The following is a 17,026-nucleotide window of genomic DNA, read 5'->3' on the forward strand; positions in this document are numbered from 1 at the left end:
GCGCTGGAATCAGAGGACGCGGACACAGCGCGAAGTGTAGCGGCACCGCATCACGGTCCGGGCACGCCGTCCGGGCCCGGTGCGGGGCCGGATCGATCCGGCTGAACCGCAACGGATTGCGGCCGGGACACCGCGGCCGACGTGCGCGTTCCGCGGGCGGGCCCCCAGACCGCACCGGCGGGTCCGCGCCGCAATTTGGGCACGGATTCGATTGCGGCGCGATTATTTGGGTAGCCTTCACAGCGTGATCAACATTTCGGCGGAACAGGGACTGCGCGGCACCCCGGTGGAGATCGGTGTGGCGGCCACCGTGTCGCAGCTGCCGATCGTGCGCGGGCTCGCCGAAACCCTCGTTCTCCTCAGCGATTTCACCCTCGACGAGGTGGCGGACATCCGGCTTGCGGTCGACGAGGCGTGCTCGACGCTCATCGCTGTGGCGGCCCCCGGCAGCACGCTGCGGTGCCGGTTCACCGTGGGCGACAAGGATCTCCTGGTGCGCGTGAGCGGTGTCGCCGCCGCGCCCGGTCTGCCCGATCAGCGCAGTTTCGGCTGGCATGTGCTGCGCACCCTCACCGATGAGGTCGATGCCACCCAGGAGGCCCACGACGAGGCCGCCTCCGGTTACCCGACGATCGTCGAGTTCCGCCGGGCCCGGGGGAAGGCATAAGTGGCCGACGAGGACACCGTGTTCGAATCCGATGACGCTCTCCCCGCAAACGACGTGCAGACCCCGCACCCGGCACCCGGGATAAATCCGGGTGGCGAGGTCGGCGCGACGGGTCCCGCCGACCCGAAGGCCGAGGCCGACGGCGAGACCCGCCGCGACGAGGTCGACGAGACCGAGGAGGCGCCCGAGGACGAGGTGGCCGCCGACGAGGTCGCGGAGGTGACCGAGTCCGTCTCCGGATACGACGATGTCGCAATCCTTTTCGAGCGGCTGGCCGCGACCGAGGCGGGCAGCGCCCGGCACGGCGAGCTACGCACCCAGCTGATCAGCCGCTGCATTCCCCTGGCCGATCACATCGCCCGCAAATTCAGCGGGCGAGGCGAGCCCTTCGACGATCTCACCCAGGTCGCGCGCGTCGGACTGGTCCACGCGGTCGACCGGTTCGACATCTCCCGCGGCTCGAATTTCCTGTCCTTCGCGGTGCCCACGATCATGGGGGAGGTGCGGCGCTACTTCCGCGACAACACGTGGGCGATGCGAGTTCCCCGGCGCGTCAAGGAAACTCACCTGCGGATCGGCTCCGCGATCGACGCGCTGTCGCAGTCGCTGGGCCGCTCCCCTACCGCCAAGGAGATCGCCGCCGAACTCGAGATCGATCCGGACGAGGTGACCCAGGCGGTCATCGCGGGCAACGCGTACCAGCCCAGTTCGATCGATGCGGTCTCCGTGGGCCGCGATACCGAGGCCTCGCTGCTGGACACCCTCGGCGAAGAGGAGTCCCAGTTCGACCGGGTCGAGGAGTACGTGGCGATCCGTCCCCTGCTGGCCGGGCTGCCCGAGCGCGAGCGCCGCATCCTGACCATGCGCTTCTTCGAATCCATGACCCAGACGCAAATCGCCCAGCGCATGGGCATCTCGCAGATGCATGTGTCGCGCATCCTCGCGAAAACCCTTGCCCGCCTGCGTGAGCAGTCCAGCCGCGAGTAACTGTCCCGCCTCCCCGGAACTTCAGCGTGCCGTTACTTGCCACTCGACCTGCTCGTCGGGCCGCCGGTTGACGGCTCACTCAGGGTGGGCCCGTTCCCGGCGAGCTACGACCGTGCTGACGAAATCAGCTGTCGCCCGGACCAGCACCACAGGTGTCGCGGTCGACGTAGCCGCTCAGGGCAGGATATCGGCGAGCTCGCTGAGCAAACGGCGCTTGGGCCTCGCACCGACGAGGGTGCGGACCGGTTTACCGTCGCGGAAGAGCACCAGTGTGGGCATGGAGAGCACGCCGTAGGCCGCGCTGGTGGTCGGGTTCTCGTCGACGTCCAGCTGCACTACGGCCAGGTGATCGGCGTGCTCCGCGGCGATCTCGGCCAGTACCGGGGCGATCATGCGGCAGGGCGGGCACCAGTGGGCGGTGAAATCGACCAGCACCGGCAGCGGCGATTCGAGCACCGCGGCGGCGAAGGTCGCGTCGGTGACCGTGGTGACGGTGGTCGGCGAAACAGTGTGTGTCACTGGGGATCTCCCTTGTTCGACGCGGCCGCGGGATTGCGGCCGTGGACCTGGATCCGCGTAGCGGGGGCGGTGAACTCGCACCGCGGCGACCGGCCCGGCGTGGACGGCGCGGCCCGGTCCGCGGCATCCTCGAGCCGGCCGAGAATCCAGTTCCGGACACCCTGCAACTGCCCGATCAGCTCGTCGAGCTCGCCGAGCTTGTGCCGGTAGACCTCCGCCGAGGAGGGGCACGAGTCCCCGCTCGGATGTCCGGCCCGCAGGCAGTCCACGAACGGACGGATCTCCTCCAGGTCGAATCCGCAGTCCTGCAGGGTGCGGATCTGACGCAGAATCGCCAGGTCGGCCTCGTCGTAGCTGCGGTACCCGCTACTGTCCCGGCGCGCGGTCAGCAGACCCCGCGACTCGTAATAGCGCAGGGCGCGCGGGGTCGTCGACGCCAGTTCGGCAAGCTCTCCGATCCGCATTCCGGTCCTCTCCTCGGCCCGCCCGCGGGTGCGCTGCGGATCCGGATTCGACGCTAAAGGTTGACGTCGATGTCAAGGCAAGAAGAGGCGTCCGGCATTCCCGGGATGGCGTACCGGGGTCACCACCGGCCGGGCACGTACTCCCCGCCGATCTGGCCCGAGATGACGTTCAGCCGGTTCCAGGCGTTGATCGTCGCGATCAGCGAGATCAGCGCGCCGATCTGGTCGTCGTCGTAGCTGTCGCGAACCTCGGCCCAGGTGTCCTCGGAGATCGCGCGGCCGTTGTCCGCCAGGCGGGTGCCCTCCTCGGTCAGCGCCAGGGCGGCCCGCTCGGCCGGGCTGAACACCTTCGATTCGCGCCAGGCAGCGACCATGGCCAGCCGCACCGCGGTCTCACCGGCGTGCGCGGCATCCTTGGTGTGCATGTCCAGGCACATCCCGCAGTTGTTGATCTGCGAGGCACGAATCTTCACCAGCTCCTGCGTGGCCTTGGGCAGCGCGGACTCGTCGATAACGCGCGCGGCGGTCACCAGGCGCTTGTTGTACTTGGCGGCAACTTCGTTCTCGTACAGCGCGAAACGGGTCATTGTCTTCTCAATTCTCTCGTGTCGATCGGGCTTCACGAGGTTGACGAGGCGGCCGGCCGCGGTGTGACACCGCACCGAAATCGCCGGGTGAGACGTGCGTCTCACCCGGTCCAGCGGCGGGTGGCGCGGCGGACCGAGCGCGCGTCCGCGTAGCCGGCGGCCGACCGCGGTTTTCGGGTGGAACACACGAATTCGTCGGCCGCGAGTGCCATCGGGAACCGCGATCGGTGCTGTCGCGTTCTGTCCCATCTCGGCGCGATTCGTCTCTGGGAAGGTCGCTGGGCGTCCGGCAAGATCACCGAGAGGGTGCCGCGCGGCGTGCAGCACGGCCACCTTGCTCTCGCGAAAGGGTTGTCCCACATGGGAATTCATGCCATCTACACTCCGCTCTGGCCGACGCGCGCACCAAACCCGGCATCGAACCGGTGGTGGTCGAGCGGGCCGAGGCGCCCTGCAAGCAGAACATCATGCTCGGCGACGACATCGACCTGCTGAAATTTCCCACACCCTGGATTCACGGCAACGACGGCGGGCGCTACATCCAGACCTTCGGCGCCAACATCGTGAAGACTCCGGACGGTTCCTGGACCAACTGGTCGATCAATCGCATGATGATCCACGACAGGTCCAGCCTCGCCTGCCTGCTGCCGCGCACCCAGCAGATCGGCATCATCCGCTCACGGTGGATCGAGGCCGGTGAGCCCATGCCGATCGCGGTGGCCCTCGGCGTCGAGCCCGGCCTGCCGATCGTCAGCGGCATGCCGCTGCCCCAGGGGGTCGACGAAAGCCATTACCTGGGAGCGGTATTCGGCGAGGGCATCGAGGTGGTGCCCGCGGAAACCGTCGACCTGCTCGTCCCGGCCACGGCGGAGATCGTCATCGAGGGTTACGTTGCCATCGAGGAGACCGTCCCGGAGGGGCCGTTCAACGAGTACCCCGGCTACAACGCGACGGAGACCTCGCCGAAGGCCGTCCTGCACGTCACCGCGATCACTCACCGCGACAATGCGATTCTGCCCGTCGTGGCCGCCGGGCCACCGGTCGAGGAGGACGACACCGTCACCGGCACCGCCTCGGCCGCCGAAATTCTGCACCTGCTGCGCGAGGCCGGACTACCCATCGCGTCGGCCTGGTACAACCCCGAGGCCGCGCTGCACTGGCTCACCCTCGCCGTGCACCGGGACTGGCACGAGACCACCGGCCTGGCCTCCCAAGAGCTGGTGGCCAAGATCGCCGATGTGGTTGCTCGGCGGCCCCGCCGCCGTGCACGCCCCCAAGACCCTGGTCGTCGAGGACGACGTCGACATCACCAACCTGGCCGAGGTCGTCTGGGCGTTCGCCACCCGCTCCCACCCCGACATCGACCGCGGTGAATTCCACTACCCCCGCAAGCTCACCGACCCGCTCGCCATCTATCTGTCCGAGGACGAGCAGCACGGATTCAGCGCGGGCAAGGTCATCTACAACTGCCTGCTCGCCGACCTCTACCCGGCCGAACGCCGCCCCGCCAAGGGCAGCTTCGAGAACGGCTGGCCCGCCGAAATCCAGCAGCGGGTGCTGGAGGGCTGGAGCCGGTACGGCTATCGGTAAGCACCGTGATCCGGGCGGCGGTGCCGTAGATTCAGGGCGACCATGATCACCGGACCGCGAGTAAGGCGATGGTGTGCAGCTGCCCTTCGATTCGCTCTACCGGCACGGGTTCGCCCGGGTCGCGGTGGCCGTGCCGCCGGTGCGAGTCGCCGATCCGGCGTACAACGCCGAGCAGACGCTCGAGCTGGCTCGGCGCGCGGCGGCCGACGGGGTGGTGCTCACCGTCTTTCCCGAGCTCGGGCTGTCGGCCTACACCGCGGACGACCTCTTTCATCAGGACGCGCTGGATCATGCGGTCGATCGGGCCCTGCGCCGGCTGGTCGACGAGAGCATCCGGATCGATACCGTGCTGGTGGTGGGCGCACCGGTGCGCGCGCAGGGGCGGCTGTTCAATTGCGGCATCGTGATCGCGCGCGGCCGGATCCTGGGCGCGGCGCCCAAGAGCTATCTGCCCAACTATCGGGAGTTCTACGAGAAGCGGCAGTTCGCCGCGGCGCGCGAGGCCCTGGACGACCACATCACCATTGCCGGGCAGCGGGTTCCGTTCGGGGCCGATCTGCTGTTCACGGCGATGAATGTCGAGGGTTTCGTCTTCCATCTGGAGATCTGCGAGGACGGGTGGGTTCCCCTGCCGCCCAGCGGTTTCGCGGCCCTGGCTGGGGCGACGGTACTGGTGAATCTGTCGGCGAGCAATATCGTCGTCGGCAAGGCCGATTACCGGCGGCAGCTGTGCGCCTCGCATGCGGCGCGCTACGTCGCGGCGTACCTGTATTCGGCTGCGGGATACGGCGAGTCGACCACCGATATGGCCTGGGACGGGCAGGCGCTGGTCAGCGAGAACGGCGAACTGCTCGCCGAGGGTGAGCGTTTCGCCGATCACCCGCAGCTGGTAACCGCCGACATCGACCTGCGCCGGTTGGCCGCGGACCGGCTGCGGATGACCAGCTTCGCCGACACCGTGCACGATCATCGCGAGCGGCTGGCGGGCATGCGGCGGATCGAGGCCGAGCTGCCGGTGCCCACCCGCCCGGTCGAATTGCGCAGGCACATCCCCCGATTCCCCTACGTGCCCGCGAATCCCGCGGTGCGCAACGAGCGCTGCGCCGAGGTGCACCACATTCAGGTTGCCGGCCTGACCACCCGGCTGGCGGCGATCGGATCCGAGCGGGTGGTGATCGGGGTCTCGGGCGGGCTCGACTCGACGCTGGCGCTGATCGTCGCGGTCAAGACGATGGACCGGCTGGGGCTGCCCCGGGCGAATGTGCTCGCCTACACGATGCCCGGATTCGCGACCGGCACACGAACATCGACCGATGCGCATCGGCTGATGCGGGCCCTGGGCGTCTCGGCGCACGAGATCGACATTCGCCCCTCGGCCACCCAGATGCTGCACGACCTCGAACACCCTGCCGCGCAGGGGATTCCGCAGTACGACGTCACCTACGAGAATGTGCAGGCCGGCGAGCGTACCTCGCATCTGTTCCGGCTGGCCAACCGGCACCGGGCGATCGTGCTGGGCACCGGCGATCTGAGCGAGCTCGCGCTGGGCTGGTGCACCTTCGGCGTGGGCGATCACATGTCGCACTACAGCGTCAACGCGTCGGTGCCCAAGACGCTCATCAAGTACCTCATCGCCTGGACCGTGGACACGGGTGATCTCGGCCCCGAGGCGGACGAGGTGCTGCGCTCGATCCTCGACACCGAGATCTCACCGGAGCTGGTTCCCTTCGATTTCGGTGACGCACAGGACGATTCGACTCAACCCGGGCAGAGCTCGGAGGCGGTCGTGGGTCCGTACGAGCTACAGGACTTCCACCTGTACTACCTGCTGCGCTTCGGCTATCTCCCCAGCCGCATCGCCTACCTGGCCCGGCACGCCTGGTCCGACCGCACCCGCGGGCCGTGGCCGGATCTGATCCCGGCCGCCGACCGCCACGAATACGACCTGCCCGCGATCAAGCACTGGCTCGCGGAATTCCTGCGCCGGTTCGTCCAGACGAGCCAGTTCAAGCGCTCGACCCTGCCCAACGCGCCGAAGGTGGGTTCGGGCGGTTCGCTCTCGCCGCGCGGCGACTGGCGCGCGCCCAGCGACGCCGTCGCCACGGCCTGGCTCGACGAACTCGAACGGAACGTGCCCTGAGCGTGACGAGCTATCCCGCCGCCCCGACGGCGGGCAGCTCGGGCAGCGGGCGCTCGTAGAGCCAGCGGTCCCACAGCGGCCGCAGCGAGACGGCGCTGTAATGTCCCGCCAGGTCGGCGAATTCCTCGGCGGTGACCGTCGAGTGCCGGTACCGCGAGGTCCAATCCCGCAGCAGCGCAAAGAAACCCGTGTCGCCCAGGGTCAGGCGCAGGCTGTGCAGGGTCAGCGCGCCGCGCTTGTAGACCCGGTCGTCGAACATGAGCGCCGGCCCGGGATCGCCCACCACGATGTCCTGGGGCGCCCGCGACAGGTTCTGCCGCGCGGCACGCGCGAGCTGATCCGCGCTGGGCCCGCCACCGGCCTGGGACCAGATCCATTCGGCGTAGCAGGCGAAACCCTCGTGCAGCCAGATGTCGCGCCACTGCTGCACGGTCAGGCTGTTGCCGAACCACTGGTGGGCCAGCTCGTGCGCGACCAGGCGTTCGGCACCCCGGCGCCCGTCGCAGTGATTCGCGCCGAAGATCGAGATGCCCTGCGCCTCGATCGGTATCTCGAGATCGTCGTCGGTGACAACCACCGTGTACGCCCCGAACGGATAGGGCCCGAAGCGATTCCGGAACTCCGCCATCATCTCCGGCTGGCGGGCGAAATCGTGGTCGAAATTCGCGCGCAGCCGCGACGGCAGGATCGCGTGCATCGGCACGTCCTCGTGCACCGAGCCGACCCGGTACTTGTGGTACGGACCGATCTGGATCGTCGCCAGATAGCTGGACATCGGCTCGGTCTGGTCGTACACCCAGGTCGTCTGACTGGCCTTGGTCTGCCTGCGCACCAGCGTGCCGTTGGCCACGGCATAGTACGGCGAGTCGGTGGTGATCGAAATCCGGTAGCTGGCCTTGGAACTGGGGTGATCGTCGCACGGGAACCAGGAGGCCGCGCCGTTGGGCTGACTGGCCACCAGCGCGCCCTCGGTCAGCTCCTCCCAGCCGACCTCGCCCCACGGGCCGCGCACCGGCAGCGGGGTGCCCGCATACTGCACGACGATCGACAGGACGCCCCCGACCGGAATCTTCTGCGCCGGTGTGACAGTGAGCTTGCCGCTCTGATGGGTGTACTTCGCGGCCTTGGCCCCGTTCACGAATACCTTGGACACGCCGAGGGCCTGGGACAGGTCCAGCGCGTAGCGGGGCTGCACGGCGGTCGTCACCGCGGTGATCGAGGCACGGCCGCTGAGCCGGTTACTGGCCACCTTGTAGACCAGTTCCAGCTCGTACCGGGAAATCCGGTAGCCACGATTTCCGTTCTGCGGCAGATACTCATCGATGGGTGGAAGGTAGAACTTGTCCGCCATCATCAGCGCCCTCGACGATCCTGCCACGGCGCGCCATCAGCACTGCCCCTGCCGGTCCTGCCCTCCCGACTCGTCCACGGCGCGCCATCAGCACTGCCCCTGCCGGTCCTGCCCTCCCGACTCGTCCACGGCGCGCCATCAGCACTGCCCCTGCCCGTCCTGCCCTCCCGACTCGTCCACGGCGCGCCATCAGCACCGCCCCTGCCGGTCCTGCCCTCCCGACTCGTCCACGGCGCGCCATCAGCACCGCCCCTGCCGGTCCTGCCCTCCCGACTCGTCCACGGCGCGCCATCAGCACTGCCCCTGCCGGTCCTGCGCTCCCGACTCGGCCACGGCGCGATCGGATTGCCCTGCCAGCGTGTCGAATCCGGCACCGTATCGCCGCGCATCACCAGCGAGGCCGGGCCGACCGTCGCGCCCGCACCGATCCGTGCGGCGGGCAGCGCGACGCAATGCGGGCCCAGCGTCGCGCCCGCCTCGAGTGTCACCGTGTCCATGGACATGATCCGATCATGAAACAGATGTGTTTGCACGACGCATCCACGTTCCACGGTCGCACCGTCGCCGAGCGTCACCAGATCGGCCTCGGGCAGCCAATACGATTCGCACCACACCCCGCGCCCGATCGAGGCGCCCAGCCCGCGCAGCCAGATGTTCATCACCGCGGTGCCGGTGGCCGCGCGCGCGAACCACGGCGCCGCAACGGTTTCCACGAAGGCGTCCGAGACCTCGTTGCGCCAGACGAACGAGCTCCACAGCGGGCGATCGACCGTCTCGATCCGGCCGACGATCACCCACTTCGCCGCCACCGCGAGCGCGCCCGCCAAGGCGCCGGCGGCCAGCAGCACCAGACCCGAAATCAGTGCGGCACACCAGTAGCCGATCCGGGACGCGGTCCAGGCCAGCGCGAACAGCACCCCGAGGCCGATCCCGAAGGTCACCATCACCGGAATCAGCCGGCATGTCTCGACGACGGCGCGGGCCACCTTCAGCCGCAGCGGCGGATCGAAGGTCCGCGTGGTGTCCGAGCCACCGGCCGTGCGCCGCAACCGCACCGGCGGGCTGCCCAGCCACGACGAACCCGCCTTGGCCTTCTCCGGGGCGGCCGAGAGCACCGCCACCAGGCCGTTCTTCGGCACGCGGCGGCCGGGCGCGGTCATGCCGGAGTTGCCCAGGAAGGCGCGCTTGCCGACCTTCGCCCGGCCGATGCGCATCCAGCCACCACCGAGTTCGTAACTGGCGATCATGGTGTCGTCGGCCAGGAACGCGCCATCGGCGACGGTGGTGAATTTCGGGATCAGCAGGACCGTCGACGCCTCCACGCCGCGCCCGATATCGGCGCCCAGCAGCCGCAGCCAGACCGGGGTCAGCAGGCTGGCATACAGCGGGAACAGGAAGGTTCGCGCGGAGTCCATCAGCCGTTCGGTGGCCCACACCTGCCAGCCGACCCGGCTGCGGACCGGATGATACCCCTCGGACAGGCCGATGCTCAGCAGCCGGACGGCCACGACCGTCACCACCGCGAACACTCCGAGGCTGACCAGCGTGGCGACCGGCAGCAGCGCGAACGCGTGGCCCAGGGCGCCCGCGGTGGTGCGATCATCGCGAATCCACCAGACCAGCAGGGCGCCGCCGGATGCCAGGCCCAGGATCGGCAGGGCGGCCAGCGCCATCGACGTCAGGCCGAACGCCACCACCCAGTGCGCGGCCCGGGCCGGCGTGCGCGGGGGCCACGGGTACTCGGCCTTGCCGACCTTGACCGCGGGCGAACCGGCCCACTCCTGCCCGGCCTTCACCCTGCCGAACACCGCGGAACCGGCCGCGACGACGGCGTTCTTGCCGACCACCGCGCCGGGCAGCAGCGTCGAGCGCGCGCCGATGACCGCTCCCGCACCCACGCGGATGGCACCGATGTGCACTAGGTCGCCGTCGATCCAGTGCCCGGCCAGATCCACCTCCGGCTCGATGCTGCAGCCGTCGCCCAGCTCCAGCATGCCGGTCACCGGCGGCAGCGTGTGCAGATCCACGCCCCGGCCGATCCGGGCACCCAGGGCGCGCGCGAACGGCACCATCCACGGCGCGCCGGACAGATTCTCCGCGCCGCTGGCCTCGGCCAGGCGCACCGCCGCCCACAGCCGCAGATGCACCGCGCCGCCGCGGGGATAGCTGCCGGGCCGCACGCCCCGCAACAGCACCCGCGCACCCGCGACACAGATCGCCATCCGGCCGATCGGCGTGATGAACAGGACGAATCCGGCCAGCAGCCACCACCAGGACAGCTCCGGCAGCCACCGCAGCGCGTGGGATCGGGCCGCGATGTTCGACACGATGCCCAGCCAGGTGAGCCACTGCAGGCCGGTCAGGGTGGTCAGCGGGACCCCGGCCAGTATCTGCGCCCACTGGGCCAGGCGCGGTGTGGGTTTCACGGTGCGGGTCTCCACGACGGCCGCCGGCGCCGCGGCGTCGAGCCACTCGGCCAGTGCGCCCAGACGCGGATGGTCGTAGAGGTCCGCGACTGTCACCTCAGGGAAGCGTTCGCGCAGCGCGGTCACCAGCTGCGCCGCGGACAGTGAGCCGCCGCCCAGATCGAAGAAGTCCGCGTCGAGTCCCGAGACCTCCGCGCCGAGGATCGAATTCCACAGTCCGGCGAGCCAGTACGCGGTGCCGTCGAGATCGGCGGCCGCATCCGTGTCCGGGGACCTGCCCGGCAGCGGCCAGGGCAGCGCGTTACGGTCCACCTTGCCCGAGGTCCGCGTGGGTAGCTCGTCCAGCACCGCCAGGCGCGGTACCAGCGCGGCGGGAAGCTGATCGGCCAGCAGGGCGCGCGCCTTGACCGGATCGAAGTCGGGGTCCGCGCTGGCGACGTAACCGACCAGAATCTTGTTGCCCGCCTGCGTGGTTCGCACCGCGACTGCGGCCCCGCTGACGCCGGGCAGATTCTGCAGCGCGGTATCGATCTCGCCGAGTTCGATGCGCCGACCGCCGATCTTGACCTGATCGTCGGCGCGGCCCAGGAAGATCAGCCCGGCGGCCTCGTTGCGGACCAGGTCGCCGCTGCGGTAGGCCCGCGCCCAGCCGAGAGTCGGCATGGGCGCATACTTTTCGGCATCCTTCGCCGCATCCAGGTAGCGGGCGAGGCCGACGCCGCCGATGACGAGCTCTCCGGATTCGCCCTCCCCCACCGGCTTTCCGGCCGGGTCGACGACGGCCAGATCCCAGCCGTCCAGGGGCAGCCCGATCCGCACCGGCCCCCGGCCGGTCAGCAGCGCGGCACAGGCCACGACGGTGGCCTCGGTGGGCCCGTAGGTGTTCCACACCTCCCTGCCCCCCGCACCCGCGAGCCGCTCGGCCAGGTCCGGCGGGACGGCCTCGCCCCCGAATATCAACAGCCGCACCGCATCCAGCGCCTCGGCGGGCCACATCGCGGCCAGGGTCGGCACGGTCGAGACGATGCTGATCTCGCGGCGCACCAGCCACGGTCCCAGGTCCATGCCGCTGCGCACCAGCGCCCGCGGCGCGGGAACCAGGCAGGCGCCGTGCCGCCACGCCAGCCACATCTCCTCGCACGAAGCATCGAAGGCCACCGACAGCCCGGCCAGCACCCGGTCGCCGGGGCCGATCGGATTGTTCCGCAGGAACATCCGCGCCTCGGCGTCGACGAAGGCGGCCGCGTTGCGATGGGTGACGGCAACCCCCTTCGGCGTGCCAGTCGAGCCGGAGGTGAAGATGATCCACGCATCGTCGGCGGGGGTGGGGGACGTTCCGTCGTCCGGGCGGGCGGCACTCGCGGCCGGTTCCGTGACGGGGTGCGCGGCCACCGGGTCTGCTCCGGTACCTGTTCCCGAGGCAGCACCGTCGGGGACGGCTTCCGCAGAGCCACGAGTGGGAGTAGTCGCGGCGAGACCGCGTATTCCGGCAACGGATTCGAGGCTCGCGGCAGCGGACTCAGGTCCCGCAGCGGCAGATTCGGGCCGCGCAACAGGGGATTCCGGCCCCGCAGCGGCGGACTCGAGCCGCGCGGCGGCGGACTCCAGCCGCGCAACAGCGGATTCGAGCCGCGCGACCGCCGAGTCGGAGCCCGCAGTGGCCGACTCGGACTTCCCGGTAATGGACTCCAACCGGGCAACGGCGGACGCGGATGTCACCGTGGCGGCGGTCGAGTTGGATGATCCGGCCGGGTTCGCGGCCTTGGCCGGGCCACGAGTGGTTGCGACGATTCCGGCGGCGGTCGCGATGGCGCCGACCCGTGCCTCGCCGAATACCAGCTGTGCGCGCTCGTCGGGGTCGTCGGCGTCCACCGGGACGTAGGCGGCACCGGCGAACAGCACGGCCAGGATCGTCACGTACAGCTCGGCGGTGCCGGACGGGATTCGCACGCCGACCCGGTCGCCGGGGCGCACGCCGGCCTCGCGCAGGCGGTCCACCGTGTCGTCGATCTCGGCGAGCAACTCGGCATAGGTCAGGACGTCGGAGCCGTCGTCGAGGGCGGGCGCATCGGGATGAGACCGCGCGGTCTCGGTCAGGATATCGACCAGCGTGCGCGCCGGGGCGGCATCGGCCGATCGCAGCAGCGGGGAGGCTTGCGGGTCACGCGCACGCGAGAACTCCGGCCCCGAGGCCGCCGACTGAAGCGTCACCAACCCTCCACCTTTCCGAATCGTCCCCCGCATGGCGCCATCCGTTGTCTCACGTCGGGGTTACCGGCGGGCAAACGCGACACTGCCGTTTGTCTCGCCCGCCGCCGGATCTCCGCCGCTCCGCGGAGGCGAACCGGGCGATCCGCCGACGCCATTCTCCCAGTTCCCTGCAACGACAGTGGCACAGGGGCGCCGGGGTGAGCGGGACCACTCGCCGCGGGGCGCGCCGCGCACCCCCGGGAACCGGACGTAGCAGTAGCTCCGCGATCACCCGCAAGACAGAGACGCACGGGTCCGCCGGGATGCCACCACGGCTCCACCACAACGGCTTGCGAAGTGCGGCCTGGACGTCACATCGACGCGGTGGCGGTGAGCCCCGACCGGGCAGCACGCACCGCCACGATTTACCGAGCCCCGCGCCTCGCCATCACGTCGGTACGAAGGTGCGACGCCACTACAGCGGTCTGCGTAGTGCGGCCTGGACGTCGCATCGACGCCGTAGCGGTGGGCCTCGGCCAGCCGGCACGCACCGCCACGATCTACCGAGTCGCGCGCCGCCCCATCGCGTCGGTACGAAGATGCGACGCCACTACAGCGGTTTGCGTAGTGCGGCCATGAACATGGCGTCCGTACCGTGCCGGTGCGGCCACAGCTGCGCGCCGGGACCCGCGCCGATGTCGGTGACGCCCGGAAGCAGCTCGCGGGTGTCGAGCTGCTCGGCCCCGGTGCGGCGGACCGCATCCGATACCACCGCAACGGTTTCCGGGAGATGCGGCGAGCAGGTCGAGTACAGGACGACGCCGCCCGGTCGCAGCAGATCCCATGCGGCGGTGAGCAATTCCCGCTGCAGCGTGGTCAGCTCACGCACATCGGCCGGGGTGCGCCGCCAGCGCGCCTCCGGGCGGCGGCGCAGCGCGCCCAGGCCCGTGCAGGGCGCGTCCACCAGGATGCGGTCGTAGCCGGGCGCGAGACCACTGTCGCGGCCGTCGGCGACATGCACGGTCACCGGCAGGTCGCGGGTCGCGGTACGCACCAGCTCCGCCCGGTGCTCGGCGGGTTCGACCGCGTCCACCCGGTATCCGTCGATGTCGGCCAGCGCGCCGAGCAGCGCGGCCTTACCGCCGGGGCCCGCGCACAGATCGAGCCAGCGACCGGCATCGGGACCGAGCAACTCCGCGCGGGTCAGCGCCAGCGCGACGAGCTGACTGCCCTCGTCCTGCACCCCCGCCAGCCCCTCGCGCACCGGTTCCAGGGCGCCCGGATCGCCGCCGTCCAGGTACACCGCGTAGGGCGACCAGCGGCCCTCCTCGCCGCCGGTGACCAGCGCCAGTTCCTCGGCGGTGATCGCGCCCGGCCGGGCCACCAGGTGCACCGCGGGCCGCTCGTCGTCGGCGGCCAGCAGCTCACGCAGCTCCCCGGCCTCGGCGCCCAGCGCATCGGCGAAGGCCTGCGCGATCCAGACCGGGTGCGCGAATTCGAAGGCCATGTGCCCCAAGGGATCCCGCGGTGCCAACTGCCGCACCCACTCGTCCGGTTCGCGCTCGGCCGCCCGGCGCAGCACCGCATTCACGAAACCGGCCCTGCCGGAACCGATTTCCGAGCGCGCCAGATCCACCGAGGTGTTCACCGCGGCGTGCGCCCCAACCCGGGTGCGCAGCAACTGGTACACCCCCAACCGCAGCACATCGAGCAGCGGCCCGTCGATCTCGTCGATCGACCGCCCCGCGCACGCCGCGATCACCGCGTCCAGCAGCCCCAGCGACCGGCATGCCCCATAGGCCAGTTCGGTCGCGAACGCCGCATCCCGCCCCGACACCTTCCGCTCCCGAAGCAGTGCGGGCAGAACCAGATTCGCATACGCATCGCGCTCCCGCACCGCCCGCAACACATCCCGCGCCACCTCCCGCGGCGCATCCACACTCGCGTTCCGCCCACCCCGCGCCCGGCCGCCCCGGCCAGTCTGCGACCGACCCGAATCGCCCTCGCGCACACCGCTTCGCGCGTCCCGCTGCCGTCCGGCGCCGCCGCGGTCACCCGAGGACCGGTTTCCGCTCGTCGTCCGGTCCGAATCGGCACGACGACCGGCGGCTCGGGCCCCACCACGCCCGGCGGACGAAGTCCGATCGCGATCCCCGCCGGCCGCATCACTGTTCCCGGACCCAGGCCTGCCGCCACGTCCGCGCGATCCGGGAGATCGCGCCGAATCATCCTGGCGCGCACCGCTATTACCTCGGCTCACGCGCGAGCCGCGACCGGTGCCACGGTCATCCGAACGGTCGTTGCCGGAGCCCGCTGGTCGTTCGCGACGCTGCCTGCGGTCCTCGCTGTTGGCTTGTTCCCGTGCCCAACCGCCGTCGACGTCCTTATCACGACGCCCACCGCCCGACGGACGGTCCGGGGCGCGACGCGCGCCCGCGGACGCGCCGGATCCGCCCTTGTGCGTTCGGCCCCGGTCGTCCGGGGCGTCGTCCGAATCCCGCCGCGAGCGGGTCATCCGAGCACCATGCCCGGTTCCAGGCGGGCGCCGCGGGCCCAGTCCAGGGCCGGCATCATGCGCTTACCCGGGGGCTGCACCTGGTCCAGGCGGACCGCGGTGGTGGTGGTGCCGACGTAGACGCCGGACTTGCGGACCTCGACGACGCGCGGGGGCAGCGCTTCCTCGACCAGCTCCACCGGGCCGAGCTTGAGGCGTTTGCCGTCGAGCTCGGTCCAGGCACCGGGGGCGGGGGTGACCGCGCGAATGCGGCGGCTCACCGCCAGCGCCGGCTGATCCCAGCGCACGTGACCGGCCTCCACGTCCACCTTCGGCGCGTACGAGGCACCCTCGGCCGACTGTGGCACGGCCTCCAGCACGCCGTCCTCGATGCCGTCCATGGTCGATTCCAGCAGGCGCGCACCGGATTCCGCGAGCCGCCCGAGCAGCTCGCCGGCGGTGTCGGTGACGGCGATCCGCTCGGTCACCACGCCGAACACCGGCCCGGTGTCCAAGCCCTTCTCGATCCGGAAGGTGGCCGCCCCGGTGATCTCGTCCCCGGACAGCACCGCGGCCTGCACGGGTGCGGCCCCGCGCCAGGCCGGGAGCAGCGAGAAGTGCAGGTTCACCCAGCCGTGCCGGGGAATGTCGAGCACCGCCTGCGGCAGCAGCGCACCGTAGGCGACCACCGGGCAGCAGTCCGGCGCCAGCTCGGTAAGAGCGGCAATGAATTCGGGCTCCGACGGCTTGCGCGGCGTGAGCACCGGGATGCCGTGCTCGTCGGCCAGCAGGCCGATCGGCGACCTGGTCACCTTGCGGCCGCGCCCGGCGACGGCGTCCGGACGGGTCACCACCGCGACCACCTCGTGGCGGGACGATTCGAGCAGCCGCCGCAGCGACGGCACGGCAGGCTCGGGGGTCCCGGCGAAGACGAGGCGCATCAGTCCTCCCATCCCACCGCTGCGCCCTCGCGGACCGGCGCCGCGCCGCGCGCGTTCACCACGTCCGCGGCGGACATGACGGTCCGGCCGGAGCGGAACCAATCCGATTCCCGCACCTCGCGCATGGCCTGCTTGCGGGTGGCGGAATCCAGCCGCTGCAGGTAGAGCACGCCGTCGAGATGATCGGTCTCGTGCTGCACGCACCGCGCCAGCAGCCCCTCGGCCTCGAATTCCACCGGCTTGCCGTCCAGGTCGACGCCCCGCGCCACCACGCGCTGCGCCCGCGTGACGTCGTAGCGCAGGCCGGGAATGGACAGGCAGCCCTCGACCCCCGTCTGCTCCTCCTCGCCGACGACCTCGTAGGACGGGTTGATCAGATGTCCGGCCCGCGCCGTGCCCGCGCGCGACGCCTCCACCGTGTCGTAGACGAAGACCCGCAGGCCGACCCCGATCTGCGGGCCCGCCATGCCCACGCCCCCGCTGGCCTTCATCGTGTCGGTCAGATCGGTCACCAGCTGACGTAGCTCACGGTCGAAGCTTCTGGCCTCATCCGCGCGCGCACGGAGTACGGGGTCGCCGAACAGGCGAACGGGCTGGACGGTCACGGCAAACTCCCCGGGGATTTCGGATACGGTCGCCCCATTTTACGGATCCCTCCGAATCGGACCGC

12 protein-coding genes and 1 pseudogene are annotated in these 17,026 nt (G+C 70.6%); 5 read left to right on the forward strand and 8 right to left on the reverse strand.

The annotated features are described in order from the left end of the window. The first annotated feature begins 244 nt into the window (after positions 1-244). On the forward strand, positions 245-667 hold the full coding sequence (locus ABH933_RS09630; RefSeq protein ID WP_429416064.1) for an ATP-binding protein: 423 nt from the start codon (positions 245-247) through the stop codon (positions 665-667). A gap of 195 nt (positions 668-862) precedes the next feature. Beyond that, positions 863-1,654, forward strand: coding sequence for a SigB/SigF/SigG family RNA polymerase sigma factor (locus tag ABH933_RS09635; protein WP_215921117.1), 792 nt, complete (start codon positions 863-865; stop codon positions 1,652-1,654). Positions 1,655-1,828: 174 nt separating this feature from the next. Here the strand turns inward: ABH933_RS09635 and trxA are convergent, their stop codons facing one another. The 3 genes from trxA to ABH933_RS09650 form a co-directional block, all read right to left on the reverse strand. Next, positions 1,829-2,173: a thioredoxin gene (trxA, locus tag ABH933_RS09640; RefSeq protein WP_215921031.1), complete on the reverse strand. Its 345-nt coding sequence runs from the start codon at positions 2,171-2,173 to the stop codon at positions 1,829-1,831. Then, complete coding sequence (locus tag ABH933_RS09645; RefSeq protein ID WP_429416068.1) at positions 2,170-2,637, reverse strand: MerR family transcriptional regulator; 468 nt, start codon at positions 2,635-2,637, stop codon at positions 2,170-2,172. Before ABH933_RS09645 ends, trxA begins: the two co-directional genes overlap by 4 nt. Positions 2,638-2,756: 119 nt before the next feature. Further along, positions 2,757-3,224, reverse strand: coding sequence for a carboxymuconolactone decarboxylase family protein (locus tag ABH933_RS09650; RefSeq protein ID WP_429416071.1), 468 nt, complete (start codon positions 3,222-3,224; stop codon positions 2,757-2,759). Between the two features lie 425 nt (positions 3,225-3,649). Between ABH933_RS09650 and ABH933_RS09655 the strand changes: the two genes are divergently transcribed. From ABH933_RS09655 to ABH933_RS09665, 3 genes are all read left to right on the forward strand, one after another. Then, positions 3,650-4,597: a UbiD family decarboxylase domain-containing protein gene (locus ABH933_RS09655; protein ID WP_429416074.1), complete on the forward strand. Its 948-nt coding sequence runs from the start codon at positions 3,650-3,652 to the stop codon at positions 4,595-4,597. After that, entirely contained in the window at positions 4,488-4,814 is a 327-nt protein-coding gene (locus ABH933_RS09660; RefSeq protein ID WP_429416077.1) for a hypothetical protein, read from the forward strand. Before ABH933_RS09655 ends, ABH933_RS09660 begins: the two co-directional genes overlap by 110 nt. A 73-nt stretch (positions 4,815-4,887) precedes the next feature. Then, complete coding sequence (locus ABH933_RS09665) at positions 4,888-6,954, forward strand: NAD(+) synthase (protein ID WP_429416080.1); 2,067 nt, start codon at positions 4,888-4,890, stop codon at positions 6,952-6,954. 10 nt (positions 6,955-6,964) lie between these two features. On the opposite strand, the gene ABH933_RS09670 is transcribed toward ABH933_RS09665, so the two are convergent. The 5 genes and pseudogenes from ABH933_RS09670 to def form a co-directional block, all read right to left on the reverse strand. Beyond that, entirely contained in the window at positions 6,965-8,308 is a 1,344-nt protein-coding gene (locus tag ABH933_RS09670) for a M1 family metallopeptidase (protein WP_429417753.1), read from the reverse strand. Between the two features lie 326 nt (positions 8,309-8,634). Continuing rightward, positions 8,635-12,876: pseudogene (locus ABH933_RS09675) on the reverse strand (Pls/PosA family non-ribosomal peptide synthetase); the annotation flags it as partial. Between the two features lie 655 nt (positions 12,877-13,531). After that, positions 13,532-14,860: an RsmB/NOP family class I SAM-dependent RNA methyltransferase gene (locus ABH933_RS09680; protein ID WP_429416083.1), complete on the reverse strand. Its 1,329-nt coding sequence runs from the start codon at positions 14,858-14,860 to the stop codon at positions 13,532-13,534. 572 nt (positions 14,861-15,432) lie between these two features. Continuing rightward, entirely contained in the window at positions 15,433-16,356 is a 924-nt protein-coding gene (gene fmt, locus ABH933_RS09685) for a methionyl-tRNA formyltransferase (protein ID WP_215921019.1), read from the reverse strand. Then, positions 16,356-16,961, reverse strand: coding sequence for a peptide deformylase (gene def / locus ABH933_RS09690; RefSeq protein ID WP_215921018.1), 606 nt, complete (start codon positions 16,959-16,961; stop codon positions 16,356-16,358). The genes fmt and def overlap by 1 nt, the downstream gene beginning before the upstream one ends. Positions 16,962-17,026: the final 65 nt, after the last annotated feature.

The organism is Nocardia sp. GP40 (assembly GCF_050434125.1).
GTDB lineage: Bacteria > Actinomycetota > Actinomycetes > Mycobacteriales > Mycobacteriaceae > Nocardia > Nocardia albiluteola.